Genomic DNA, 23,254 nt, shown 5'->3' with positions numbered 1-23,254 from the left:
TGCCGCGACCGACGGCTGCCCGCAACGGGTTTTGGTTGGCACAGCGCGAAGCTGCTGCGTCAAGCCGCCGTGCTGGTGGCGGTGCCAACCCGCAGCCCGCCATGCTCGACGATGAAGTCGATGACCTCCCGCAAGCCCTTGCCGCGTGACAGGTCGGTGAAGCCGAACGGACGCTTGCCGCGCATGCGGCCGGCGTCGCTCTCCATCACGTCGAGATTTACGTTCACATAGGGCGCCAGATCGCTCTTGTTGATGATCAGGAAATCCGAGCGGGTGATCGCCGGCCCGCCCTTGCGCGGGATCTCCTCGCCCTGGCAGACCGAGATGACATAGAGCGTCAGATCCGCAAGGTCCGGCGAGAAGGTGGCGGCAAGGTTGTCGCCGCCGGACTCGATGAAGATGATGTCGAGATCGGGGAATTTCCGGTTGAGCTCGGCGATCGCCTGCAGATTGATCGAAGCGTCCTCGCGAATGGCGGTGTGCGGGCAGCCGCCGGTCTCGACGCCGACGATGCGGTCCTCCGGCAGGGCCTGCAGTCGGGCCAGCATCATGGCGTCTTCCCTTGTGTAGATGTCATTGGTGACGACGGCGATGGAGAACTCGTCGCGCAGCGCCTTGCAGAGTTTTTCGGTGAGCGTCGTCTTGCCGGAGCCGACGGGACCGCCAATGCCGATGCGAAGGGGACCGTTAGGCTGGGTCATGTCGGGAACTCCATGATGGCAAGGATTGCGAAGCCGAGCCCGATCAGCAGGCACAGCGGCGAATAATAGCGGACATCGAGCCGGGCGAAAGGCTGCTCGGGCGCCAGGCGCCGCCACCACGGCGTGAAGCCGGCAATGCCGCGCCCCAGGAACACCAGCCCGATGAGCAGCGAGGTGGCGGCAAGGCCCTCCCTCGGGAAGGGCGAGGCAAAGAAGCCGATGAGCGCCAGCGGCCAGAGTGTCGCCAGGCCAAGACAGGCGGCAACGGCGAAACTGGCGAAAGGCGTCGGCATCTCGTCGACGCCGCGAAAGCCGACGACCGCGCGGGCGCAGGACGCCGCATCCCTGCCCGGCCAGATGCCGCCAATGCCCCAATAGACATGCAGCGCCGTGATCAGCAGCAGGACGAATGAGAGGACAAAGGCGAGGGCGATCATGAGCGGAACAATCGCGAATACTGGGTTTCGTGCTTCATCGCCATGACGTCGGAGACGAAGGCGCAACCGCCGAGATCGTCCAACGTCGAACGGGACGCACGGGCGGCGGTCGAAATCGCCAGCGGCTCGAAGCCGGCCAGCAGCGCGGTGGCCTCGCTCTGGCCGACGACACCGAGCCTGATCGCCGCCTGGACGAGGTTGGAGAAGAAGGCTTGCAGGAAAGCGGACAGCGCGTCCTGCAGTGCAATGCCATTGCCGCCGGCGATGGCGCCGACGGCGACGCAGTAGGCGCATTCGGCCGGCAAGCGCTCCAGCGCGGGATTGGGCCAGGCGGCGGCCGCTTTCAGGAAGGCGGCACCTTGCAGCATGGTCTCGGTATGGCGTTCCCGCGATCCGGCGAGCGCCTCGGCCAGGGCCGCCACCTCGTCGAGATCGCCGGCGTTGCGGGCGCGGCGCCAGCTCTCGGAAAACAGCACGGCATCGTTCCAGCCCGAGCCCATCTCGACCAGCGTTCCCAGCCAGTTGGCCAGGCTCCCGGCATCGGCGACCAGCCCGTCATGCACCGCCCGTTCGAGACCGTGGCTGTAGGCAAAGCCGCCGACCGGAAAGGCCGGCGAGAGCCACGCCATCAGCCGCAGCAGGGCGATGTTCGAGGGCTGGTCAGTCATGATCGTGGTGATGGTCGGTATGGCTGTGCGAATGGGAATGCGATTCGCTATGCGAGTGGGAGTGTGCCTCACCGTGGCTATGGGCATGCGCCTCGGCATGGCTGTGATCGTGGCCGTGATCATGACCATGTCCGCCGCCATGGCCGGAATAGGCGCCGCGCACCGGCTTGAACGGCTCGGAGACCTCGCGCACCGTGGCGCCGAGCCCCTCCAGCATCGCCTTGATGACGTGGTCGCGCAGGATGACGATGCGATCCGCCTCGATGCCCGCGGCGAGATGGCGGTTGCCGATATGCCAGGCCAGTTCGGTCAGATGCACCCCGTCGCGGGCTCGGATGTCGTAGACCTCTTCGGGCGCCGCGACGATCTCGACATGACGGCCATCCTCCAGAACCAGCCGGTCGCCATCATTCAGGGCTACGGGTTCGGGCAGGTCGACCAGCACCTTGCTGCCGTCTGACAGTTCGATGGCCCGGCGGCGCAGATGCCGCTCGTCATGGGCAAGAACGGCCTTGGCAAACGCGGGCGCCGCACCCTCCGCGCCGGCGGGCAGCACCGAGACGGCGCGCGGGAATTTGGTGAAGTCGGTGTTGAGGTTGAGCTTCATTTCATGGCTCCGCCATTGGCTTGTGCCCGCGCGCGGGCAGGGCGCGAAAGCACCCTGTCGAAATAGGCGTTGACGCGGTCGGACTCGATCGGAAATTTGCCGGCGCGTGCCCAGCTGCCCATGTCGCCGAGCAGCACGTCGACGGCGGAAAACCGGTCGCCGAGCGCAAACGGCCTGTCGCCCAGCCGGCGGTCCAGCGCCTTGGCCTCCGAGGCGAAATCATAGGCGGCGGCAGGGCCGACATCGACGCGAATTTCTTTCGGCAGCAGGAAGCGGTGGCGCAATTTGTTCCACAGCGGCGCCTCGAATTCGCTCTGGGCAAAATGCATCCAGGAATCCATCTCGGCACGGCCGGCGACTCCTGGGGTGGCGCCCATGCCTTTGTCCGAGTGCTTGTCGGCCAGGTAGACGCAGATCGCCGCCGAATCCGTCACCGTCAGTTCGCCGTCGATGAGGACCGGCACCTTGCCCGACGGATTGAGCGCATAGGCTTCCGGCGAGCGCAGTTTGACCTCGACGAACTCGTAGGGCTGCCCGAGTTCCTCGAGCATCCACAGAACCCGGCTGACCCGGGATCCCCGTGATCCGACGGCTTTGTACATGGTTGAACCCTGCCTTTCCCCAGACTCTAGACCATCCGCCATAGTCATACGATCGTGTCGAAGAGCCGCAGGATGAACGATACCTGGTAGATCAGGGCAGCCGCCACGAAGGCGATGTGGAAGCGGCGGTCGCGCACCAGGATCGCGGCAATGCAAAGCGCCACGAAGACCGGCGTGCGGAACAGATATTCGTTGCCGAAGCGGGCGAAATGCTCAGGCCCTTTCAACAGCGTATCGACCACATCGAGTAGATAGGTCGCCGCCAGCAGGCCGAAGAACCAGCCGCGGCGCGAATAGAAGAAGTCCTCGTAGCTGGTGTAGTCCAGCATCGAATCCGGAAACAGCAGAGCGCACAGCAGGAACAGCGTGATCGCGTAGAAGATGATGAACAGATATTTGCCGAAGGTCCATGTCTCGATGGCGTAGAGGCCGAACTCCCACCACCAGAAATGCACCAGCATCAAAAGCACCGAGGCGACCCAGGCCAGATGCACGGGATAGAGCCGGTACTGGCCGGGATGCTGGACGATGCGCGCCACCCCCGACAACAGGCGGGCGACACCAAGCCCGATCACCATGCCCATGACGATGCGGATATGCGGGAAAATGTCGTGGGGAGAGGCGAGTTCGGTGGCCATGGGCCTCAACAAGCTAGGTGGTGACGGCGCGCTGGGGTTCTGGGTTAGTCTCGCAGGAACTCGTCCATTGAAAGCGGGCTTCCCGGCCAAAACCGGCCATCGAGCGCCTGCTTGGCCGTAAAGGAAGGTTCGCTCGGGAAATGGGACTTCCTCAGACCCGTCTCCCTTACCGCGACGGGCAAAGCGTCCTTATACGCCCCGTCGAAAATCTGCGCGGGATAGCGTCGGAGGCTCGGGCTGTCCTTGATGATATTACCGATCCAAATGCGCTGTTCGGTGATGGAAGCTTGCCAGCTATGGCATCTGTGGCCTGGCTGAAGCTCCCATTTCAGCAGATGTGCGATCAACACTTCCATCCGGCTGCGGATCTCCCGCCTGTCGCTCCTCCCCAGGCTCTCGATCTCCTCGGCCACGTTCTCCCGATCAAGCTCCTCAAGACGCCCCTCACGCAATAGCGCGCTCTGTTCGGCGCTCCACTGCGCGAAGTCCGTTTCGTAGGGCGTCAGCGCCCTAAGGCGATCAATCCTGTTCATGGGGGCATAATGCCCTAAAGCGCGTCACGTTTAAACGGGGATGGGTGCGGGTGACGTTCAAAACAGAAAATACCGCTGCGCCATCGGCAGCACGGTTGCCGGCTCGCATGTCAGCAATTCGCCGTCGGCGCGCACCTCGTAGGTTTCGGGATCGACCTCGACATGCGGCGTGGCGTCGTTGAGCACCATCGAATGCTTGCCGATGCCGCCGCGGGTGTTTTCCACGGCGACGAACTGCTTTTCGACGCCGAGCCGTCCATGCAGCCCTGACTCGAGCGCGGCCTTCGAAACGAAGGTCACCGACGAATTGGTCCTGGCCTTGCCATAGGCGCCGAACATCGGCCGGTAGTGCATCGGCTGCGGCGTCGGGATCGAGGCGTTGGGGTCGCCCATCGGGGCGGCGGCGATCATGCCGCCGATCAGCACCATGTCCGGCTTCACGCCGAAGAAGGCCGGGTTCCACAGCACCAGGTCGGCGCGCTTGCCGACGGCGATCGAGCCGATGTCTTTCGACAACCCATGCGCGATGGCCGGGTTGATCGTGTATTTGGCGATGTAGCGGCGGACGCGGAAATTGTCGTTGTCGCCGGTCTCCTGCGGCAGCGCGCCGCGCTGGCGCTTCATCTTGTCGGCGGTCTGCCATGTCCGGATCGCCACTTCGCCGACGCGGCCCATCGCCTGGCTGTCCGACGAGATGATCGAGAAGGCGCCGATGTCGTGCAGGATGTCTTCGGCGGCGATCGTCTCCTTGCGGATGCGGCTTTCGGCAAAGGCGATGTCCTCGGGGATCGACGGCGACAGATGATGGCAGACCATCAGCATGTCGAGATGCTCGGCCAGCGTGTTGACGGTGTAGGGCCGCGTCGGATTGGTCGATGACGGGATGACGTTGGGCAGGCCGCAGACCTTGATGATATCAGGCGCATGGCCGCCGCCGGCGCCTTCGGTGTGGAAGGCGTGGATGGTGCGGCCCTTGATCGCCGCCACGGTGTTTTCGACAAAGCCGGACTCGTTCAGCGTGTCGGTGTGGATCATCACCTGCACGTCGTAGTCGTCGGCCACCGACAGGCAGCAGTCGATCGCCGCCGGCGTCGTGCCCCAATCCTCATGCAGCTTCAGCGAGCAGGCACCGCCCAGCACCATTTCCTCCAGCGCCGCCGGCAGCGACGCATTGCCCTTGCCCGACAGGCCGATATTCATCGGAAAGGCGTCGAAGGACTGGATCATGCGCGCCATGTGCCACGGCCCCGGCGTGCAGGTGGTGGCCAGCGTGCCATGTGCCGGGCCGGTGCCGCCGCCGAGCATGGTGGTGATGCCTGACATCAGCGCTTCCTCGATCTGCTGCGGGCAGATGAAGTGGATATGCGCGTCGAAGCCGCCGGCGGTCAGGATCTTGCCCTCGCCGGCGATGATCTCGGTGCCCGGGCCGATGATGATGGTGACACCGTCCTGCATGTCCGGATTGCCGGCCTTGCCGATCGCCGCGATGCGGCCGTCCCTGAGGCCGATATCGGCCTTGAAGATGCCGGCGCTGGCGTCGATCACCAGGGCATTGGTTATGACGGTGTCGACCGCGCCCTGGGCGCGGGACACCTGGCTCTGGCCCATGCCGTCGCGGATGACCTTGCCGCCGCCGAATTTTACTTCCTCACCGTGAATGGTGAGGTCCTTTTCCACCTCGATGAAAAGCTCGGTGTCGGCCAGCCTGACCTTGTCGCCGACAGTCGGCCCATACATCTGGGCGTAGGCGGCACGCGAGATTCTGGCCATCAGCGATTGCTCCCGAAATGCGGTGTGGTTGAGGTTGGGGCGCACATTGCCGCCATCCAATGGTCACGCAATGACCCGCTGGGCGACACCTTCTGATCCCATTTGGCGGTTGAGGTGACGAGGTCACCCCAAAACGACCGTTTGCCAAATCGATGGAAGGAAAATCCATGCGCAAAACGACAATTCTTGCAGCCGCGGCCAGCCTGATGCTGGCCGGTGCCGCCAGTGCCCAGCAGCAGCCGGCTCCGGCCGCGCCTGCCCCCGCTCCGGCCGCGCCCGCTCCCGGCGGTCAGCAGGCCGCGCCGGCGATCCAGAGCGTCAACATTGTCGACATCACCGAGTTGCCGAAGGACACCCAGACGCAGGTCAATCAGGTGATCGCCCAGCGCGGTGACGCCGGCCTGCAGAAACTGCGCAGCTCGATCGACGCCACTCCCAAGGTGAAGTCCGCCCTCCAGGCCAAGGGAATGACCTCGGCGCAGGTGGTCGCGGCGAGCATGGAGCCCAACGGCGCGCTGACCTTGATCACCAAGAAGGCCAGCTGACGGCCCGGCGCGGCGGGCCGTCATCCGGTCCGCCGGCCGCATCATGAGGGGAACCATGGCAGGGCTGGAGTCGTTTCGTTCCTTGAGCGTTGGAACAAACTGCGAAAGCGAACGATGACCTCCACCTTGCCCGACGCCAGATGGCTGCATGCCATTGCGGCGGCCGCGTTTCTGGCAGCGAGCCTTCCGCAAGCCGCGCTGAATGCGCAGGGCCTTGAAAGTCCGGAGACCGTCGACCGGATCGTCGGCTCGCAAGTCAACGAGGAAGAGACCAAGACGACAGCTGAAATCGGCAAAGTCAGTTCGGCGATCGATCGCACGCGCGACAACATCAGCACGGTGCGCAAGACCTCCAAGCTCGACAGGGTCGACATCGTGTTCCTGACCGACTCGGCGCGCAGCGAAGGCGGTCCGCCCCCGGTCATCGAGAACAAGGTTCGCCAGCACAAGGACGATGTCGCGGAACTGCGCAAGGAGATCGAGGCCAACGCCCTGCTGTTCAATGCCATCGATTCGCGGCGCGTGGCTGCGCAGGACGTTCTCGCCGTCGAGTTCGACGATCCCGGAAAGATCGTCATCTATGCGGCCGCCAAACCGTCGAACTGAGCCGAAAGCACTGCCTGCTTTCATGCTTGCTGTTCTTGCGCGGCGCGCATGAGACGCCACAGAACTCACAGCTTGCCCATCACCTTCTGCTGGAACCCGTAGACCTCGCGTTTGCCGCCGAGCGGCACCAGCGTCACGTCGCGTTCCTGCCCCGGTTCGAAGCGCATGGCGGTGCCGGCGGCGATGTCGAGGCGCATGCCGCGGGCCTGTTCGCGGTCGAATTTCAGCCCCTCGTTGGTTTCGAAGAAATGGTAGTGGCTGCCGACCTGGATCGGCCGGTCGCCGCTGTTGGCGACTTTCAGGGTGACGGTCGGCAGGCCCTTATTGAGCTCGATGTCGCCTTGGACAGGGATGATTTCGCCGGGGATCATCTGCTATCACACGACGCCGAAGGCCAAACCAAGGCCGATCGCCGCGCAGGCAGCCCCCGCGACACGGGCCAGACCACGGAACCTCGTGCCAAGGCCAAGCGCGGCGGCAATGCCGACGGCATGAAGCAGCGCGGTGGCGACGGCAAAGCCGGCCATATATTCGAGCCCTCCGGCATTTTCGGGCACTTCGGTGCCATGCGCATGGCCGTGGAACAGCGCGAACAGGCCGAGAATGGCGACGCCCGCCGAGACGGGCAGATCGACCGCCAGCGCCACCAGCAGGCCAAGCGCCACGACGGAGGCCAGTATGCCCGGTTCGACGAAAGGCACCGGCACATGCGCCATGCCAAGGGCCGCGCCGGCAAGCATGACGCCGACAAAGGCCGCCGGCCACGCCCAGATCGCCCTGCCGCCCTTGAGGGCCGCCCACAGGCCGACGGCGATCATCACTGTCATATGATCGAGGCCGGACAAGGGATGCATGAAGCCGGCCGTGAAGGAGGAGGTGGTGCCGATGCCGACATGGGCATAGGCCGGCATGGCGGCGGCCATGAGCAGGATCGCCGCGAGGCCCAGGCGTTTGGCAGGGATCATTCTACTTGCCTTTCGTTTGCGATGGAGCAGTCACGCGGCCTTGCGCGGGCCGCAGCCCTCGGCCTTGAGGACGCGCTTGGTCGAAGCCGGATATTTCTTCAGCATCGCGGCTGGGCGGATCGGCCTGGCCGAAAAATTGCCGCCGCAATTGGGGCAGGCGCCGTCCAGCACGTTTTCCACGCAATCGGCGCAGAAGGTGCATTCGAAGGTGCAGATCAGTGCATCCGTCGCTTCCGGCGGCAGGTCCTTGTCGCAGCACTCGCAATTCGGGCGCAGCTCGAGCATTTCGGTCTCCTCACCTGATGGGCTCGTGCACGGTCACCAGCTTGGTGCCGTCGGGGAAGGTCGCTTCCACCTGCACGTCATGGATCATCTCGGCGATGCCTTCCATCACCTGCGCGCGGGTGACGACATGGGCGCCGGCCTCCATCAGTTCGGCGACCGGGCGGCCGTCGCGGGCGCCTTCGACGACGAAATCGGTGATCAGCGCGATCGCTTCCGGATGGTTCAGCTTGACGCCACGCTCCAGCCGCTTGCGTGCCACGATCGCCGCCATGGCGATCAGCAGCTTGTCTTTTTCCCTCGGCGTCAGGTTCATGCGGTTTCCAGAATCACAGTGACCATAATTTGGGCAGCCCCGCCCTTCCGTTGAGCAGTCCGACGAGCGGAACCAGCCGCTGGCGCAGTTGGTAGCCGTCCTCGGCGTAAAGCCTCGCAAGAAGCTTGCCAGATGCCTTCACGCTCCAGGCGCTGGCGCCGCCCCGGTCGCCGACTATCTCGCGGACCGGATCGAGAAATGCCTCGGCCCGCGGCGACACCAGCAGCAGCGTTGCCACGGCGATCGCGCCGCTGGTGGCCGCCGGGCGTGCAAGGGCGGCAGTGATATCAGGTCCGATGCGGAAATCCTCGGCATGGATGAGGAACCCATCCTGGCGAACACGCCAGCGGTCGCGGAAAGTGCCGAACGCGGCGCGTTCGCCCATGGCCAGGCGGCCGAAGACGGTGGCCTCCAGCACCAGCGCCTCGGCCCCCGCGGCAAGTTCGACGTCCAATGTGCGGGCAAAGGCGGCGCGGTCGAAGACGATCGTCTCCTGCGGCAGCCAGGCGATGCGGCCGTTCTCGCCGACCGTCAGCCTGACCCGCACCTCGGCCTGGTCGGATGCGGCGCGATAGACCTTCTCGCAGGCCTGGGTCGTTACCGACGCCGAGGCCTTTGCGCCGACATCCACGTCCCAGCCGATGCGGTCGCCGCCGGTCAGTCCGCCGGCGGTGTTGATCAGCACTGCCTCCAGCGGGTCGGCCGAAACGGCCGGCAGCCTTATCTTGGCGGAACCGTCCTGATAGAGGCGCCGCAGCCGCGTGCGGCCGCCCGCGCTGGCGCAGCCCAGCTGCGCCAGACCCGCGGCGCGCTGGGCCAAAGGGGCCGAAAACTTGGTATATTCGATCGTATCCACCCCGTCAGGTTAAGCACTGTGGCGGTTTTGTCGATATATAGCTTGTTGCTTGATGGCGTTTCCGTTTCTATAGAGGGAGCCACCTCGGTGCGGTCAGGCGATGCTTGGCGGGGGTAGAAGGCGATGATCGCGGCCTGATATCGAGGACAGAAGGCGCTGTTCAGTTGGCGTCGGGAAACGACAAAGTGGGGAAGAGACCGAATGGCTGACCAGCTGGCAACGGACATCATCGAAAAGATCAAGGCCCATGCCGAGCCGGGCGGTGAAGAAATCACCACCAGCACCGAATTGACGTCGCTCGGCATCCATTCGCTGGAGCTGACGGAGATCATCTTCGACCTCGAGGAGCAGTATGGCATCGAGATCGAAATGAACACGGTCGATGCCTGGAGCAATCTCAAGAATGTTGGCGACATGGTCGAGGCCGTTCGCGCGCTGATCGCGAAAAAAGCCTGACCGAATGCTGAAACGCGTCGTCATTACCGGCATTGGCGGGCTGTGCGGACTTGGCGTCGATGCGCAGTCGATCTGGACCGAAATGCGGGCCGGCCGTTCGGCCATCGGCCCGATCGACAATCCCTTCCTGCATGATTTGAAGGTCAAGACCGGCTGCGAGATCAAGGCGCTGCCCGAGCACGGCATCGAGCGCAAGCAGCTGGTGTCGATGGATCGTTTCAGCCTGCTGGCGGTGATTGCCGCAAAGGAGGCCATGCAGCAGTCCGGCCTGGCTCCGCATGCCGACAACACCTATCGCATGGGAACCATCGTCGGCGTCGGCGTCTGCGGCTTCGAGACCGTCGAGGAGAACTATCGCGCCATTCTGGTCGAGGGCAAGAATCGCGCCGGCATCTTCACCGTGCCCAGGGTCATGCCGGGCGCCGCCGCCGGCCAGGTCAGCATGCATCTCGGCCTGCGCGGACCCGTCTTCGGCGTCACCTCGGCCTGCTCGTCGGCCAACCACGCCATCGCCTCGGCGGTCGACCAGATCAGGCTCGGCCGCGCCGACGTCATGGTTGCCGGCGGCACCGAGGCGCCGCTGGTCTGGGGCGTGCTCAAGGGCTGGGAGGCATTGCGCGTGCTGTCGCCCGACACCTGCCGGCCGTTCTCGGCCGACCGCCAGGGCCTGGTGCTCGGCGAAGGCGCCGGCATGGCGGTTCTGGAAAGCTACGATCACGCCATGGCGCGTGGCGCCACCATCCTCGCCGAAATCGCCGGCGCCGGCCTCTCGGCCGATGCCTCCGACATCGTCGCCCCGACCGTCGAGGGACCGGAAGCCGCGATGCGCTTCTGCCTGGCCGATGCCGGGCTCAATCCCGAGGACATCGATTATCTCAACGCGCACGGCACCGGCACTAAGGCCAACGACCAGATCGAAACCAATGCGATCAAGCGCGTCTTTGGCGAACACGCGCGGTCGTTGTCCATCTCCTCGACCAAGTCGATGCATGCCCATTGCCTGGGCGCGTCGGGCGGGCTGGAGATGATCGCCTGCGTCATGGCGATCCGCGAAGGCGTCGTGCCGCCGACCGCCAATTACCGCGAACCCGATCCCGATTGCGATCTCGACGTGACGCCCAATGTCGCGCGCGAGCGCAAGGTGCGCGCCGCCATCAGCAACGGTTTTGCTTTCGGCGGCACCAATGCGGTGCTGGCATTCAAGGCCATCTAATCCCGGGCGGTCACCACCGCCCCGGGCGGTCACCACCGCCCCGGGCGGTCACCACTGCCCCGGGCGGTCACCACCGCCCCGAGGGTCACTGCGTCCGGGCGGTCTTGAGCGCGCTCGGCGATCCGCCGCGTTGGGCTGGTTTGCTGTCCGTGCATGGCGAAACTGTCGCCGACATATTGATCCTGCCTGGCCGTGCGCCTAATTCTTGGCCACCCGCCAACAACCGCGCCATTGGGTGCGAATCCCCGCTCAGGAGTTTTTCGATGGCCGACTTGTCCGCCTTTCCGATCACCGCCCGTTGGCCGGCCAAATATCCCGACCAGATCCAGCTCTATTCGGCGACGACCCCCAATGGTGTGAAGATATCGATCGCGCTGGAAGAGATCGGCTTGCCCTACGAGCCGCATCTGGTCAACATCAGCAAGGACGAAAGCTGGACGCCGGAGTTCCTGTCGCTCAATCCCAATGGCAAGATCCCGGCGATCATCGATCCCAACGGCCCGGACGGCAAGCCGATCGGCCTTTTCGAATCCGGCGCGATCCTGCTCTATCTCGCCGACAAGACCGGCTTACTTATCCCGGCGGACGCAGCGCGGCGTTATGAGACGATCCAGTGGGTCTTCTTTCAGATGGCTTCCGTCGGGCCGATGTTCGGCCAGGTCGGGTTCTTCCACAAATTCGCCGGCCGCGAGATCGCCGACAAGCGCCCGCTGGAACGCTACCGCGACGAATCGCGGCGGCTGATCGGCGTGCTCGATGGCCGCCTCAACGGCCGCAAATGGATCATGGGCAATGACTACACCATTGCCGACATCTCGCTGCTCGGCTGGGTGCGCAATTTGATCGGCTTCTATGAAGCGCGCGAACTCGTCGGCTTCGATGATTTCGCCAATGTGGCGGCATGGCTGGAGCGCGGCCTGGCGCGGCCGGCGGTGCAGAAGGGCCTGACCATTCCGGCAAAAGGCTGAATTGGACCCGTCGCCATGGCGGCGACGGCCTTCGCTTAATGGAGAAGCAGGCCTACTACTTCGCCTTGGCCTTCGAAGCCTTCGAACCGCCCCTGCCGATCACGGAAGCCGCAAGCGAGACGGCACCGCGCGCGGTGGCGACCACCGCGCCGGCGGCGACGTTGGCCGCGGTCCGGACTGCACCGGCTTTGGCAGGCGCCGGCTTGCGCGGGCTTGCAGTCTTCGCGGCCGGCACGACCTTTCTGGGTGCGGCCTTGCCGAAAGCGCCCTTGGCGTCCTTCGAACGCTCTGCAATCGCCGGGCCAGCACCGGTTTTGGCCTGTGTTGCCTTCGCAGGCCTCGTCTTGGCTGGTTTTTTTGCCTTGGTTACCATTGGAAAATCCCTTGCGCCGGACAAATGGGTTCTGAGGCATAACGGCGTGAAACTCTTAAGGTTCCCGCCAAGAAATACCGAAAATTAAGCGTGTTAACCAATGATCAGGTCGGCGGCCAGCCGCCGGGCCAGCACACGTTCGATGTTGGGCATGTCGTTGGAGGCGATCCAGGCGCGCGCATCCTCATCGGAACGCCCATGGCCATGCCAGCGCTCCATCAGGCGGCGCTCGAGCTCTTTGCGCGGCACGTCGACGAAGATCGAGAAATCGAACAGCGGCGCCAGCCGAGACCACGGCTCCTCATCTAGCAGCAGGTAATTGCCTTCGACCAGGATGAACTTGGTCTCGGTCCCGACGATCGCGGCGGCGGCGCGCGACAGCTCCATGCTGCGGTCGAAGACGGGAATGGCGATGTCGGGTTCGCCGGCCCGGATGCGCTTCATCAGGGTCTCGAAACCGGCAAAGTCGAAGGTTTCCGGTGCGCCCTTGCGCGCCCGCAGGCCGCGCGCATTGAGCACGATGTCGTCATAGTGGAAGCCGTCCATAGGCACGACCTCCACCGCCCCTTCCGGCAGAAGGTCGTGCAGGCCGGCCGACAGCGTGGACTTGCCGGAGCCTGGTGGGCCGGCGATGGCGACGATGAAGCGTTTTGCCTTGCCGGCGCGTTTGAAGATGGTGGCGGCGAGGTGGGCGATTTCGGACATGGGAGCCTCACTTGCCTGGAGGAGCGGCATGATATTCTGGCGGCATCTTGGCGGCAGTCGGCGGAAATTTCAAACCCCGCGCTCGCGCAATCGCGGCTCAGGCGGCAGCAGGCTGGCCAATGCGCAGGAACGCGCTGTCGTACGGCACGTCCCTGGTGGAGCCGCCGTCCGCGAGCCGCATCCGGCCGTCGGCCGTGGTGATCTCGCGTGGCGGTTGTCCATCGGAAAGAGGCAGGGCGCCGATGACATGGCGGAACGAGACGCTTCGACCTTCGCCAAGCGCAAAGGCGGTCGCCACGCCTTCGCGTTTCAGCCAGTTGTCGCCGATCGAGGCGGCATGGCCGACAGCGGTGCGGCCGTCCTCGATGCCGAGCACGCCGAGATGCCGGCCGCTCCAGGGCGCATAGTCGCGCCCGCCATTGCTCAGCCACAGCATGGTAACAGGCAGTTCGGCCGGGTTCTTCAACACCAGCACCAGATCGTCCTCGGCCTGGCGCGCCAGCGCCGTCCAGCCCGGTCCGTCATGGTCGGCCTCGACCAGGGTGATGAAATCCTCGCGCCGATCCTCCATGCGGTATTGCGTCAGGTCGAGCGTGCCGCCGCTGGCGGCGGGAAACTGGCCGAGGTCACTGGACCGCGCCGGATAGGCCAGCATGAAGCGGCCGCGCACGGGATCGGGCTCCAGCGGATCAGAGGGCGTCGCGGCAAATCGTTTCGGCGAAAAGGCCAGCCTGCCGCCGCCTTTCATCGCCGTCATCGGGTGATGGGCGACGGAAATCGCACCGGACCCGCCGGAAAACACATGTTCCTGATAGAGGAAGGGGTGGCCGTCTCGCAGCGTGAAGATTTTGTCGACGCTGGCGCCCATCACCTTGTGCCGCAGCCGGAAGACAGCGCGCCATCCGCCATCCGTGGCACAGCTCTCGGCGACATCCCAGGCGCTGTTGGCGGTCCAGCCATGCAGCGGCGCCTCCTCGACATCGCTGCGCGAAAACGGCGCGCAGAGGAAGTCGCCGGACAGCCGGACCGTGCCTTGCGGCAGGTCCTTCGCCAGCGCCTCGCCCGAATCGACCCAGGGCGCGCGGTGCAGCGKCTTCAGCCGCCGTCCGCCGCTCTCGACCGTCATGTCGGCGATGTGACCGACAGTGAGATCGAGCGAAACCGAAATACCCTTGGCCTTGATCGTGCAGATATCCATAGCGCTCTCACCGAATCTGAAGGCGCAGACAGAACCCGTTCGGCGCGGATTGCGCAAGCGCCGCGGCCGGCATTTTGCATCAGCTTCCCTTACCTCCCCCTTGTGGGAGGGTCGATCCGCGAAGCGGATCGGGGTGGGGGTCTTCCTGGGGCGGACCCCCACCCCGGCGAACGGTCTCCGCCCCGCTCCGCCCGTTCGCCGACCCTCCCCACAAGGGGGAGGGTAAGCAGAGCTACTGCCGCTTGTATTCCCGCACCGGCGATTTCGTCCCGTCGGTGTAGGTCACCTGCACCGACATCGATTTCACGCTGTCGGCGATCTTGAAATAGCCCTTGGCGTCGTAGGGGATGGCGTAGGGGTCCTTCTTGTCGCAAGGCGGAATCTCGAGGGACTTGTCAAGCGCGGCACCGTTCAGGCTGTAACGCACTTCCTTGATGGCGCAGCGGTAGGACAGCATCTGGGTGAAATAGACCAGGCCGTGATTGCCGCCGGAATCGAAGGCGATCCACGACGTCCAGAACTGGTCGAGGATCTGCTTGTCGCCTTGCTGCAGCGCGGCGTCCGGGTCGAAACCTATCTCGAACGGTCCGGTCTCGCGGCCCCTGATGTCGAGATATTTGATCGCGATCGTGGTCGCGGCCGTGCTGTCGGGCAGTTCGAAGCTCGGATTGGCCATCGGCTTGCCGGTGGTCTGGTCCTTCATCGCCAGGAAGCCGGTGTCGGTGAAGGGACCGCTGGTGCCCAGACGCCAGGAGATCGCGGTTGCCGGCTCGGGCAGCGAAATGGTCATCGACCAGCCCTGGTTGGAGCGCATCGGCGTCAGCGAAGGCGCGAAGCGCGCGGGGTCGAGCACGTCGCCAAGGGCCGCCAGCCGGCTGCGGCTGCGGTCCAGCCAGTCGGCGAGCTGCGTCTGGTCGACGAAATATTTGAGCAGCCCGCCATCCTTTTCATAGGACACGAACTTGGTCAGCGCCTGGGCTTCGCTGCGCTTGTCGGCCAGCGTCTGGCTGCCGAGGCGGTCTTCCGAAAACTCCTGCGCCTTGAGGAAATAGGCCGGCGCATAGTCGGGATTGGCCGTGATGAAGGCGTTGAGCTTGTCGAGCCGCTGCGCGTCCTCGAACTGCAATATATGCACCAGCTTGATCGACAGCGCCTTGCCCTTGTCGGCCAGCTGCCCGAACACTTCGCGCGCGCCGGCCTTGCCGTCCTGCACGCGAAGCAGCGTGGCAAAGCGCGTATAGGGGTCGATGGCGTCGATATCGAAGCCGGCAAAGGCGAGGTAGGAGCGCCTTGCATTGAGCATGTCGCCCGACAATTCGTAGACGCGGGCATTGTGGTAGAATTCGTCCGGCCGCTTCGGCTCGGCGATCGCTCCGCCTTGCGCCGCCAACTGGGCAAAACCCTTGGCGATGGTGTCGATCGAGGCGGCGATCTGTTCGGTGGTCGCCTGCAGCTTTTCGGCCTGGACCTGCTGCTGTTGCTGGCCGGCGGCGAGCGTGTCGGTCGTCTGCTTGACCGCCTCGACGGTCTTCTGCGTCTGAGCGCCCTGCTGCGTCTGCTGTTGCTGGGCGGATGCGATCTGGTCGGTCTTTTGCGCTACCGTATCGGTCGTTTTCTTGACCTGTTCGACGGTCTTTTGCGTCTGCGTCACCGTCTGCTCGATCTTGGCCACCTTCTCGGAGACGATACCCATCGACTGCTGCAATTGCGCGATCGCTGGCACCAGGCCGGCGATGACGCCGTTCTGCGAATTGGTCTCCTGCTGGACGGCATAGACGCCGCCGGCGACCGCGGCAGCACTCGTGGCGAACAACAGCGCCGGCAGCGCCTTGGTTGCCAGCACGAGCCGCAGCACGATGGCGATGGCGATGATGGCCGCGGCGATGGCCGCGACCAGCGCGATATAGGCGGCGAACGGCGCCAGCGGATTGAGCACGTCACCAACGGCGCCGCTTATGAAAGCGACGCTGCCGGCCCATTTGCCGGTGCGGCTGAGCGATGCCTTGATAAGCGAAGGCGCTGCGCCCCCGGCCCCGATGTCCGTCATGCCACCCCCCAAGCCAGCCAATGCCACGCCCCTTCCCACAGGAAACGCGGTTTTGGCAAGGAAAGACGCAGAAACAGGCGATTTCGGGGCGGGCTGGCAAGCTTGAGAAGGCTCGACAATCCTGGGGCTAACCTCCATTAACCAAATGGACGCATCCAACGCGTTACGTTAGCTTCGCCTCATCTCAGCAACAGCATCGCCAGAACAGTCCCGCCCTTGTCCAAACTGCGTTCCTTCCCGCTCCTCCAGAGAGTTTTCGTCGCCCTTGGCCTGTTGCTGATGGTGGCCGGCTGCTCGACCACGACCCCGCCGGACCAGGTGCTGACTGTCCCGGCGCCGCCGCAGAAATATGCCGCCATCGTCGTCGACGTGAAGACCGGCAAGCAGATGTTCGAGGTCAACTCGACGGCGCAGCGCTACCCGGCCTCGCTGACCAAGATGATGACGCTATATCTTTTGTTCGAGGCGATGGAATCCGGCCGCGTCACCAAGGAGACGCAGATCCCCGTCTCCGACCACGCCGCCTCGCAGCCGCCGACCAAGATGCGCTTCCGGCGCGGCGAGACGATCGATGTCGATTCCGCCATCCGCGCCATCGTCGTCAAGTCAGCCAATGACGTGGCGGTGGCGGTGGGCGAATATCTCGGCGGCTCGGAGGACCAGTTCGCCGCCATGATGACCTCAAAGGCGCGTTCGCTCGGCATGACCAGCACCACCTTCCGTAACGCTTCCGGCCTGCCCGACGATGGCCAGATGACCACCGCGCGCGACATGGCGGTGCTCGGCATGGCGCTGCGCCAGCGCTTTCCCCAGCACTTCCACTATTTCTCCGAAAGCGATTTCATGTTCCGCGGCCGGCTGGTGCGCGGCCACAACGACATGCTCGGCCGCGTGCGCGGCGTCGACGGCATCAAGACCGGCTATATCAGGGCGTCGGGCTTCAACATCGTCACCTCCTACAATGCCGACGGCCGCCAGCTGATCGTGGTGGTGATGGGCGCCGACTCAGCCCGCCAGCGCAACGATCATGTCGAAGCGCTGATCCAGCGCAGCCTGTCGCCGACCATGGACGGCACGAAGACCAGGTTGATGTTCGCCGAACAGCAGTAGCGAGAGAGGGGGCAGCGCTGCCCCCGAGTCTGCGAGGGGTGAGCGGAAGCCGGCTATTGTTTCACGGCTGTCACGCAATTGTCCGGAAGCCATGGCATAGGCTGCGAAAACCGACGGTGGCTATGCGCCGCGCCGTTGGCATATCGCTGCCTGGAGCAATTCCTGCAGAAATGTGAGAATTTTTCTGTAGGAATTGCGAGAGGCAGAAGGCTCTAGGTGTGTTGAGATTCAGGTCAGGCCGAGCCGAAAATGTCGGATTTCGAGAACCGGAGCGGAGCGTACTTTTCGTACGTGAGCACCGGAAGCGCAGAAAGCCGTCGTTTGCAGGCCGGCCTCACCTGAATATCATCACACCTTAGCGCCACAGCAGGAGCCCGCACCATGAGCACCGTCCCCAAGGCATCCGAGCAGCAGGCGGCGGACAATGAGAACGACAGCGGCGGCGAATATTTCGAGGCGCCGATCACGCCGGAGGATTTGCACGAGGGCTCGGACGAGCATTTCGACACGCCCGAAGTGCCGGACTCAGAGCCCGCCGGCCTGGGCGCGTCGCGCATAAAGCCCAAGAAAAAACCGTCGGCGATCTCGGGCCGCAAATTCCACAAGCGCGACCTGGTGCGCATCGACACGTTGCGCCCGAGTCTCGCCGACCGCATCCGCTCCGACCATCCCGACCTGCCCAGGGGCGCTCGCATCAGCCGCGAGGAGCTCGGCCGCTACCGCATGCGCTACATGGAGGAGCTGCTGCAGCAGGAGCACGGCGAATTCTCCGAGCTCGACCGCCAGGTGGTGGAATCGATCGCCCGGCAGGACACGATTTCGGAAAACTCGGAAGAAGAATTCGAGGAGCATCGCACCTTCCCCGACCGCGTCTCCGACAATATGGCCGCCTTCGGCGGCTCCTGGTGGTTCCTGATCTCGTTCGCCACCGTGCTCCTGGTCTGGATCGGCATCAACCTGTTCGAGGGTCTGAACGGCGCCTTCGATCCCTACCCCTTCATCCTGCTCAACCTGCTCCTCTCCTGCATCGCCGCCATCCAGGCGCCGATCATCATGATGAGCCAGAAGCGCCAGGAGGTGAAAGACCGCCTGCGCTCCTTCAACGAATACCGCGTCAACCTCAAAGCCGAGCTCGAAGTGCGCCATCTGCACGAAAAACTCGACTACCTCATCTCCCGCCAATGGACGCGCCTGGCCGAAATGCAGCAGATGCAGCTGGATGCGATGAACGAGCTGGCGGGGACCAAGAAGGTGAAGCGGGCCGTTCGGGGGAGACGGGTGGTGAAGAGTGAGGCGGGGGAGTGAGGTTGATTGGGGCGCGGACCCGTAGACCGTTTCTCAGTTGCCATCTTCACAACGATAAGGGAAACCTTCCGGCAGGACCTTGGGGGAAGCATCGTGACTGAGATCGAGCCGACTGGCCGAGTTGTGAAGATATTCATAACCGGCGATGACCCACGAAGCCTGCGGCATGTCGAACTCGACAATTGGAGCGGATTGGCGGTCACTGGGCAGCCAGAGTACTTCAAAAAGGCTCTTGAGACCGAGGAACTACGCAGATCCTGCGTTTACCTACTTATTCAGACCGGAGGTGAAGACGATCTGCCAAGAGTGTATGTTGGCGAGAGTGACGACTTTACCAAGCGCTACCCTGGTGAAAAATTCCCCATTGAGTTCGACACGTTCATGATCTTTACGAGCAAGGACGACAACCTCACTCGGGCTCATGTCAAATGGTTGGAATTGCACCTCTGGCAAATGCTGACCGAAAACGTCGGTAAGGTTGCTGTTGCAAATGCGAATAGACCATCCGGGTCAAACTTGCCAAGGCCAGATAGGGCGACCATGTCGACTTATCTTGGCAATATGATCTATGTACTCGAGGCGCTTGGTTTCGACCTTTTCACAAAGGATGAACGATCGATGGCCGCGCCAACTGCCGGTCAAGCCGACGAAAGCGATGCGCCAAAGCCTTCGGCCTCGACCACGTTTCAGACAACAGCGCTTCCAAGGTCCCAAGACGCGCTGGCCTATCTCGAACATAAGGATGGCACGTACCTTCTGAAGGCTGGTTCAAAGGTTAGTCCGAAGGCAACCGAAAGTCTGCCCGGAAACGTGCGCCGCCTTCGTGACCAGTTGCTGGCTGACTCGATCCTGATCGATCGTGGAGAATTCCTTGAGCTCACCAAAGACATCTCATTTTCAAAGCCGTCACCCGCCTCGGCGCTGGTCAAGGGGCGCAGTTCTACCGGCCACGGTGATTGGGTAAGGTCTAGTGACGGGTTATCTCTCGGTCGTGCATTGTTGGGCGTGTTCGACTGATCCCATCAGCGTATTGCAGAGGGCCGCCCCGACAGATTCCACACCGCCGGTCACTTGGCCGTTGAAGCTCACGCCGGCTTCCGCTAAGAAGCCGTGACTTGCCGGTTCACCGGCTGGTTCGTTTTCCGGATTGTCGATCCTGAAAGCACCCGTAGCTCAGCTGGATAGAGCGCTGCCCTCCGAAGGCAGAGGTCACAGGTTCGAATCCTGTCGGGTGCGCCATCAGCAGGCGTTGAGCGTAGCACGCAGCAGACGGTCGAGCATATCATTCCAATATCCGGGTCACGAGGTCTCTCTTGTGCACGACTATCTTTACGATGCGCGGAATATTCCTGGCCTTTTGAAGCTGGGAATACTTGTTGCGACGCTGGCCAAACTACTCAATGCGGCCTGCAAAACCTGATATTGGCGTGGCTCACATTGACGTGGGCAAACGTCATGATCTTCATCAAATCTCGGCACACTTTTTCACGGCTTCATCCACGGTCCTATGATGGGTGCATCGGACCTGCCCGGACGTGTTCATCCTCCAGACACTAAAGCCCTCGCTGGCAGTCTTTCGAATCGGGTCGTGGGTCCATCTCCCTTGCGTTACAAACCGAACCAGCAGTCGCTGCCGTCCGCGCTCGTCGCGGATAGCCAGCAGCTTGCGTCCGGCATCACTCTGCAAGAGATGTCCTCCCTTCGGATCTATGGCGACGATTTTATCGCCCTTCCAGACGAGGAAGTCGGGATAGAAGCGGCGACTTTCCCCCTTGTCTAGGAGGGGTATCGAGAAACCGCCGTTGACTGGATTTCGCGCCCATGTGTGACCGGTCGCGTCGATGGCCCGGGCCACTTCCAACTCGCCGGGGTTAAGGTCGGAATATCCATCGTGAAGGGCGTTGTCGAAGCGCTCAATAGAGTCTGGCCTCGCCAGGATTGACGCCACCACGTACGGGTTGGCGTCCTCAAACGTCAGGTCTGAGTTGTTGAGGTAGACGTCCACCAACTGCTCAGCCGCCTCGCGGAGGGCTCCCGCCGCGACGCTCGTCACCTCAATCCTCACCTCAAATTTGGGGTCTGCCCAATCGACTGTCTTCGCAGCTTCCGGATATAGGGATTGCATGTGACGTCGAACAAGCCAACGCGCGACGACGCGATTCGAATGATCCTTCCGAATAGTTTCTATAGTTGCTGCCGTGTTCACACCTACTTGCTGAAGAGCTCGCGTCAATTCGCCGGGTCCAAGCGTGTTTATCACGTCGCCGGTGTAGTCGTGCATCCTCGCTATCGTTTCGATCAACGGCTCAACAGCAGCATCGGAATCAATGTGAATCTCGGGGACAGTCCTCCGTTCCCTAGGATCCAGCCTGGACCGGGTCCGGTCGCGCGGATCCGAATATCCCTCGATCATTACGTCGGGGGTTTCGCCGGCTATGCGGCGCTTCACAGTATCTAGAATCTTCTGAAAGTCTTGTTTGCTTCCAGTACGAATATAGAAATTCGCTGTGTTGAGGGAAGGGTCTGCATAGTGCCTGGCACCGGGCTGGCGCAGGACGCGTCCAATAACTTGCTCGACCTGCGTCGGTGAGGCCATCGATTTATCGATGTAGGCAAATCCGCAAGCTGGGTCGTCCCACCCCTCCTGCAACGCCTGATTGAAGATGATGTGGCGATAGTTGCCGGCCGAAAAAGTCGCGAAGTCGTCCTCTCCTCCCGAGAAGAGCTTGAAGTCTTCCGGTAGCGGAAACGCCTTGTGATCGACTTTCAGGTCGCCATAGACGGCGATTTCCGCAGCAGATACCCCTTTGTGCTCGGTCAGGTACCGCCAGATTAGGATCGGCGGTGCTTTCCGCTCAACAAAGGGAGAATGAGGATTGTCCGTGACGCCGTCCTCCTGCGCTACGTTTGTTCGGCACACATAAATAGCCTTCGGCGTGAAGCCCGCCCCTAGATCGTGCGCAATACCTTCCGTACGCTCAAACTCCTCGATCATGTCATCGATCGAGGTTTCCATCTCTGTCGTGTAGCCGCCGAGAACGATCTGCCGCTTGATGAGACCAGCATCCACAGGTTCCTTCGTCATGACCGATGTAACGAGGGACTTTGTTGGCTGCCCAGGTATGTCGGTCACAGCACGATCAGACCATCCGGCATGGCGCAACCGGTCAATCACTTGACCGAGTTTTCCGGGCGTACGCATGGTGGCGGAAGCTGCCAGGATGGCTTGCGGCTCAAGCTCGAAGAGGAGATCGGTCTGCTGATCTGACAGGTTGTGGGCTTCGTCGTATACGACGATCAGTGGACGACGCTCATTGGCGTTCGCTGCCCTGCGTTCCAGCAACAGCTTCCAGGTTGATCGCCCGTTCTCGTCGGTTGCTGCCTGATGGACGCGCAGAAAGTCCCTTGACGTCTGGCTCCTGTTGAACGTGCCCGCCGTTGCGAACAAGATTACGGCCTGCGTATCGTCTAGGATTTGCCACCAAGTCGCCGTCGATAGGGAAGCCGTGTTGAAGTCCTCGATGAGCTGCGCGTACTTCCCACCAGTCTCAAAATTCGCGAACGTCTGATCTACAACGGCCTTGTTTTTCGAGATCCAGAGTACGATCGGCTCGAGCGTCATGCCGGCGCGTATCTGCGACAATGTGTCGGCAAGAATCACAGTCTTGCCCGACCCTGTGACTGAAGAAAGTGCTTGGTAGAAAGGGACGTCCCATCCCCTATGTTCTGTCGGCCGGCGCGGATCTCCGACGAGTTCGACATATCGGGCAGCGATTTGGTCTGATGCTCTGGCCTGGAACGGCAGGAGTTCAAAGGTCACGCAGCCGATTCCTGTTCAGCTTCGGACGGGTTCCTTGGGATCCCGTAAAGGCCAATTGCTTCGTTGAAGCCCAGCTTCTCGAGCACTTTATTGGGGATCTGATAGAACTCGACGTTAGGACCGCTATAGGTCGAGATACGGGCGTAAACGTGGAACGGTTGTACTAGGCCTTCCGCAGTTGCCTCAGCCGCGATCGCCCGGAAAGCGTCGCGATTCAGGATCGACGGCTGCTTCGGCCCGTTCCAAACCAGGAAGAAGCCTTCACCACGCGAACTCTTCGCAAAGAGGTGGCGATATGTGCCGGCAGGTAGACGTCGCAGATGTCCGTCGGCCCTGGTGGCCTGATCCCAATGGCTAGTAAGAAGAAGGTCGATCATCTCTTCCCGCTCTAGCGCCAACACTGCAGCAGCGTCTACCTTCGCCATCAATCGGGAGAACCGGAAGCCCCCACGCAGTGGGGGTCCAGTTACGGTGGCTATCCCGTCTTTTGAGTAGCGACGACCTGTGATCGCACTCTCAAGACGGTCGTGAGT

At 63.0% G+C, this 23,254-nt stretch carries 27 protein-coding genes and 1 tRNA gene; 9 read left to right on the top strand and 19 right to left on the bottom strand.

What is annotated here, in order from left to right; translation table 11 throughout:
- Positions 1-59: 59 nt before the first annotated feature.
- Genes ureG through ureC form a run of 8 tightly spaced genes read right to left on the bottom strand, consistent with a single transcriptional unit; the run spans position 60 to position 5,956 of the window.
- A complete protein-coding gene (gene ureG / locus AC1DPX_RS03180; protein WP_202356785.1) occupies positions 60-701 on the bottom strand; it encodes an urease accessory protein UreG in 642 nt (213 codons plus the stop codon).
- A complete protein-coding gene (locus AC1DPX_RS03175) occupies positions 698-1,138 on the bottom strand; it encodes a DUF3995 domain-containing protein (RefSeq protein ID WP_202356784.1) in 441 nt (146 codons plus the stop codon). The genes ureG and AC1DPX_RS03175 overlap by 4 nt, the downstream gene beginning before the upstream one ends.
- Positions 1,135-1,806 (bottom strand): urease accessory protein UreF, encoded by a 672-nt coding sequence (locus AC1DPX_RS03170; RefSeq protein WP_202356783.1) that lies wholly within the window; start codon positions 1,804-1,806, stop codon positions 1,135-1,137. Before AC1DPX_RS03170 ends, AC1DPX_RS03175 begins: the two co-directional genes overlap by 4 nt.
- Positions 1,799-2,413: an urease accessory protein UreE gene (locus AC1DPX_RS03165; protein WP_477234520.1), complete on the bottom strand. Its 615-nt coding sequence runs from the start codon at positions 2,411-2,413 to the stop codon at positions 1,799-1,801. Before AC1DPX_RS03165 ends, AC1DPX_RS03170 begins: the two co-directional genes overlap by 8 nt.
- Positions 2,410-3,015: a glutathione S-transferase family protein gene (locus tag AC1DPX_RS03160; RefSeq protein ID WP_477234518.1), complete on the bottom strand. Its 606-nt coding sequence runs from the start codon at positions 3,013-3,015 to the stop codon at positions 2,410-2,412. Before AC1DPX_RS03160 ends, AC1DPX_RS03165 begins: the two co-directional genes overlap by 4 nt.
- A gap of 44 nt (positions 3,016-3,059) precedes the next feature.
- Positions 3,060-3,653, bottom strand: a complete 594-nt coding sequence (locus AC1DPX_RS03155) for a hypothetical protein (protein ID WP_477234516.1) — start codon at positions 3,651-3,653, stop codon at positions 3,060-3,062.
- A gap of 44 nt (positions 3,654-3,697) precedes the next feature.
- Positions 3,698-4,186, bottom strand: coding sequence for a DUF29 domain-containing protein (locus tag AC1DPX_RS03150; protein WP_477234514.1), 489 nt, complete (start codon positions 4,184-4,186; stop codon positions 3,698-3,700).
- Positions 4,187-4,243: 57 nt separating this feature from the next.
- Entirely contained in the window at positions 4,244-5,956 is a 1,713-nt protein-coding gene (ureC, locus tag AC1DPX_RS03145) for an urease subunit alpha (protein WP_477234512.1), read from the bottom strand.
- Between the two features lie 167 nt (positions 5,957-6,123).
- On the opposite strand from ureC, the gene AC1DPX_RS03140 reads away from it, so the two are divergent.
- Positions 6,124-6,501: a hypothetical protein gene (locus AC1DPX_RS03140; protein ID WP_477234510.1), complete on the top strand. Its 378-nt coding sequence runs from the start codon at positions 6,124-6,126 to the stop codon at positions 6,499-6,501.
- A gap of 114 nt (positions 6,502-6,615) precedes the next feature.
- Complete coding sequence (locus tag AC1DPX_RS03135; RefSeq protein WP_477234508.1) at positions 6,616-7,107, top strand: hypothetical protein; 492 nt, start codon at positions 6,616-6,618, stop codon at positions 7,105-7,107.
- 65 nt (positions 7,108-7,172) lie between these two features.
- Here the strand turns inward: AC1DPX_RS03135 and AC1DPX_RS03130 are convergent, their stop codons facing one another.
- From AC1DPX_RS03130 to AC1DPX_RS03110, 5 genes are read right to left on the bottom strand one after another with little or no spacing between them, the layout of a single operon-like run.
- Positions 7,173-7,478, bottom strand: a complete 306-nt coding sequence (locus tag AC1DPX_RS03130; RefSeq protein WP_115141435.1) for an urease subunit beta — start codon at positions 7,476-7,478, stop codon at positions 7,173-7,175.
- Positions 7,479-7,484: 6 nt separating this feature from the next.
- Positions 7,485-8,072 (bottom strand): HupE/UreJ family protein, encoded by a 588-nt coding sequence (locus AC1DPX_RS03125; protein ID WP_202356776.1) that lies wholly within the window; start codon positions 8,070-8,072, stop codon positions 7,485-7,487.
- Between the two features lie 30 nt (positions 8,073-8,102).
- Complete coding sequence (locus AC1DPX_RS03120) at positions 8,103-8,357, bottom strand: DUF1272 domain-containing protein (protein WP_477234506.1); 255 nt, start codon at positions 8,355-8,357, stop codon at positions 8,103-8,105.
- Between the two features lie 10 nt (positions 8,358-8,367).
- Positions 8,368-8,670, bottom strand: coding sequence for an urease subunit gamma (locus AC1DPX_RS03115; protein ID WP_023693076.1), 303 nt, complete (start codon positions 8,668-8,670; stop codon positions 8,368-8,370).
- 13 nt (positions 8,671-8,683) lie between these two features.
- A complete protein-coding gene (locus AC1DPX_RS03110) occupies positions 8,684-9,526 on the bottom strand; it encodes an urease accessory protein UreD (protein ID WP_477234504.1) in 843 nt (280 codons plus the stop codon).
- A gap of 201 nt (positions 9,527-9,727) precedes the next feature.
- Between AC1DPX_RS03110 and AC1DPX_RS03105 the strand changes: the two genes are divergently transcribed.
- The 3 genes from AC1DPX_RS03105 to AC1DPX_RS03095 all read left to right on the top strand — a co-directional run bounded on the left by AC1DPX_RS03105 (position 9,728) and on the right by AC1DPX_RS03095 (position 12,163).
- The gene (locus AC1DPX_RS03105) at positions 9,728-9,982 is read left to right on the top strand and encodes an acyl carrier protein (RefSeq protein WP_010912831.1); all 255 of its coding nucleotides are present in this window, start codon (positions 9,728-9,730) and stop codon (positions 9,980-9,982) included.
- A 4-nt stretch (positions 9,983-9,986) separates the two neighbouring features.
- A complete protein-coding gene (locus tag AC1DPX_RS03100) occupies positions 9,987-11,195 on the top strand; it encodes a beta-ketoacyl-[acyl-carrier-protein] synthase family protein (protein ID WP_202356773.1) in 1,209 nt (402 codons plus the stop codon).
- 263 nt (positions 11,196-11,458) lie between these two features.
- Positions 11,459-12,163 carry a glutathione S-transferase family protein gene (locus tag AC1DPX_RS03095; RefSeq protein WP_477234503.1) on the top strand — a complete coding sequence of 235 codons (705 nt, stop codon included), beginning with the start codon at positions 11,459-11,461 and terminating at the stop codon, positions 12,161-12,163.
- 55 nt (positions 12,164-12,218) lie between these two features.
- On the opposite strand, the gene AC1DPX_RS03090 is transcribed toward AC1DPX_RS03095, so the two are convergent.
- The 4 genes from AC1DPX_RS03090 to AC1DPX_RS03075 all read right to left on the bottom strand — a co-directional run bounded on the left by AC1DPX_RS03090 (position 12,219) and on the right by AC1DPX_RS03075 (position 16,486).
- Positions 12,219-12,536, bottom strand: a complete 318-nt coding sequence (locus AC1DPX_RS03090) for a hypothetical protein (protein ID WP_477234501.1) — start codon at positions 12,534-12,536, stop codon at positions 12,219-12,221.
- 93 nt (positions 12,537-12,629) lie between these two features.
- Positions 12,630-13,241 (bottom strand): nucleoside triphosphate hydrolase, encoded by a 612-nt coding sequence (locus AC1DPX_RS03085; protein WP_477234499.1) that lies wholly within the window; start codon positions 13,239-13,241, stop codon positions 12,630-12,632.
- Positions 13,242-13,338: 97 nt separating this feature from the next.
- Complete coding sequence (locus AC1DPX_RS03080) at positions 13,339-14,439, bottom strand: hypothetical protein (RefSeq protein WP_477234497.1); 1,101 nt, start codon at positions 14,437-14,439, stop codon at positions 13,339-13,341.
- Between the two features lie 232 nt (positions 14,440-14,671).
- Entirely contained in the window at positions 14,672-16,486 is a 1,815-nt protein-coding gene (locus tag AC1DPX_RS03075; protein WP_477234495.1) for a methyl-accepting chemotaxis protein, read from the bottom strand.
- A gap of 216 nt (positions 16,487-16,702) precedes the next feature.
- Here AC1DPX_RS03075 and AC1DPX_RS03070 point away from each other — a divergent pair, with 216 nt between their 5' ends.
- The 4 genes from AC1DPX_RS03070 (at position 16,703) to AC1DPX_RS03055 (ending at position 20,140) form a co-directional block, all read left to right on the top strand.
- Positions 16,703-17,596, top strand: coding sequence for a D-alanyl-D-alanine carboxypeptidase family protein (locus AC1DPX_RS03070; RefSeq protein ID WP_477234493.1), 894 nt, complete (start codon positions 16,703-16,705; stop codon positions 17,594-17,596).
- A gap of 381 nt (positions 17,597-17,977) precedes the next feature.
- Positions 17,978-18,901: a DUF1003 domain-containing protein gene (locus AC1DPX_RS03065; RefSeq protein ID WP_477234491.1), complete on the top strand. Its 924-nt coding sequence runs from the start codon at positions 17,978-17,980 to the stop codon at positions 18,899-18,901.
- 93 nt (positions 18,902-18,994) lie between these two features.
- Positions 18,995-19,918 (top strand): DUF4357 domain-containing protein, encoded by a 924-nt coding sequence (locus tag AC1DPX_RS03060; protein WP_477234489.1) that lies wholly within the window; start codon positions 18,995-18,997, stop codon positions 19,916-19,918.
- Between the two features lie 145 nt (positions 19,919-20,063).
- Positions 20,064-20,140 (top strand) — tRNA-Arg (locus tag AC1DPX_RS03055).
- 226 nt (positions 20,141-20,366) lie between these two features.
- Here AC1DPX_RS03055 and AC1DPX_RS03050 read toward each other — a convergent pair.
- Both AC1DPX_RS03050 and AC1DPX_RS03045 read right to left on the bottom strand, forming a co-directional pair.
- Entirely contained in the window at positions 20,367-22,721 is a 2,355-nt protein-coding gene (locus AC1DPX_RS03050) for a DEAD/DEAH box helicase (RefSeq protein ID WP_477234487.1), read from the bottom strand.
- Complete coding sequence (locus AC1DPX_RS03045) at positions 22,718-23,098, bottom strand: hypothetical protein (RefSeq protein WP_477235781.1); 381 nt, start codon at positions 23,096-23,098, stop codon at positions 22,718-22,720. The genes AC1DPX_RS03050 and AC1DPX_RS03045 overlap by 4 nt, the downstream gene beginning before the upstream one ends.
- Between the last annotated feature and the right edge of the window lie 156 nt (positions 23,099-23,254).

This window comes from Mesorhizobium sp. 01N446, from assembly GCF_056399285.1.
The sequence above is the reverse complement of the archived record's forward strand: the minus strand, read 5'-3'. Positions and strand labels throughout refer to the sequence as shown.

What these genes read in the sequence shown, in the direction of transcription:
- ureG (WP_202356785.1), bottom strand. Translation starts at nt 701, where the DNA reads ATGACCCAGCCTAACGGTCCCCTTCGCATCGGCATTGGCGGTCCCGTC.
- AC1DPX_RS03175 (WP_202356784.1), bottom strand. Translation starts at nt 1,138, where the DNA reads ATGATCGCCCTCGCCTTTGTCCTCTCATTCGTCCTGCTGCTGATCACG.
- AC1DPX_RS03170 (WP_202356783.1), bottom strand. Translation starts at nt 1,806, where the DNA reads ATGACTGACCAGCCCTCGAACATCGCCCTGCTGCGGCTGATGGCGTGG.
- AC1DPX_RS03165 (WP_477234520.1), bottom strand. Translation starts at nt 2,413, where the DNA reads ATGAAGCTCAACCTCAACACCGACTTCACCAAATTCCCGCGCGCCGTC.
- AC1DPX_RS03160 (WP_477234518.1), bottom strand. Translation starts at nt 3,015, where the DNA reads ATGTACAAAGCCGTCGGATCACGGGGATCCCGGGTCAGCCGGGTTCTG.
- AC1DPX_RS03155 (WP_477234516.1), bottom strand. Translation starts at nt 3,653, where the DNA reads ATGGCCACCGAACTCGCCTCTCCCCACGACATTTTCCCGCATATCCGC.
- AC1DPX_RS03150 (WP_477234514.1), bottom strand. Translation starts at nt 4,186, where the DNA reads ATGAACAGGATTGATCGCCTTAGGGCGCTGACGCCCTACGAAACGGAC.
- ureC (WP_477234512.1), bottom strand. Translation starts at nt 5,956, where the DNA reads ATGGCCAGAATCTCGCGTGCCGCCTACGCCCAGATGTATGGGCCGACT.
- AC1DPX_RS03140 (WP_477234510.1), top strand. Translation starts at nt 6,124, where the DNA reads ATGCGCAAAACGACAATTCTTGCAGCCGCGGCCAGCCTGATGCTGGCC.
- AC1DPX_RS03135 (WP_477234508.1), top strand. Translation starts at nt 6,616, where the DNA reads ATGACCTCCACCTTGCCCGACGCCAGATGGCTGCATGCCATTGCGGCG.
- AC1DPX_RS03130 (WP_115141435.1), bottom strand. Translation starts at nt 7,478, where the DNA reads ATGATCCCCGGCGAAATCATCCCTGTCCAAGGCGACATCGAGCTCAAT.
- AC1DPX_RS03125 (WP_202356776.1), bottom strand. Translation starts at nt 8,072, where the DNA reads ATGATCCCTGCCAAACGCCTGGGCCTCGCGGCGATCCTGCTCATGGCC.
- AC1DPX_RS03120 (WP_477234506.1), bottom strand. Translation starts at nt 8,357, where the DNA reads ATGCTCGAGCTGCGCCCGAATTGCGAGTGCTGCGACAAGGACCTGCCG.
- AC1DPX_RS03115 (WP_023693076.1), bottom strand. Translation starts at nt 8,670, where the DNA reads ATGAACCTGACGCCGAGGGAAAAAGACAAGCTGCTGATCGCCATGGCG.
- AC1DPX_RS03105 (WP_010912831.1), top strand. Translation starts at nt 9,728, where the DNA reads ATGGCTGACCAGCTGGCAACGGACATCATCGAAAAGATCAAGGCCCAT.
- AC1DPX_RS03100 (WP_202356773.1), top strand. Translation starts at nt 9,987, where the DNA reads ATGCTGAAACGCGTCGTCATTACCGGCATTGGCGGGCTGTGCGGACTT.
- AC1DPX_RS03095 (WP_477234503.1), top strand. Translation starts at nt 11,459, where the DNA reads ATGGCCGACTTGTCCGCCTTTCCGATCACCGCCCGTTGGCCGGCCAAA.
- AC1DPX_RS03090 (WP_477234501.1), bottom strand. Translation starts at nt 12,536, where the DNA reads ATGGTAACCAAGGCAAAAAAACCAGCCAAGACGAGGCCTGCGAAGGCA.
- AC1DPX_RS03085 (WP_477234499.1), bottom strand. Translation starts at nt 13,241, where the DNA reads ATGTCCGAAATCGCCCACCTCGCCGCCACCATCTTCAAACGCGCCGGC.
- AC1DPX_RS03075 (WP_477234495.1), bottom strand. Translation starts at nt 16,486, where the DNA reads ATGACGGACATCGGGGCCGGGGGCGCAGCGCCTTCGCTTATCAAGGCA.
- AC1DPX_RS03065 (WP_477234491.1), top strand. Translation starts at nt 17,978, where the DNA reads ATGAGCACCGTCCCCAAGGCATCCGAGCAGCAGGCGGCGGACAATGAG.
- AC1DPX_RS03045 (WP_477235781.1), bottom strand. Translation starts at nt 23,098, where the DNA reads ATGATCGACCTTCTTCTTACTAGCCATTGGGATCAGGCCACCAGGGCC.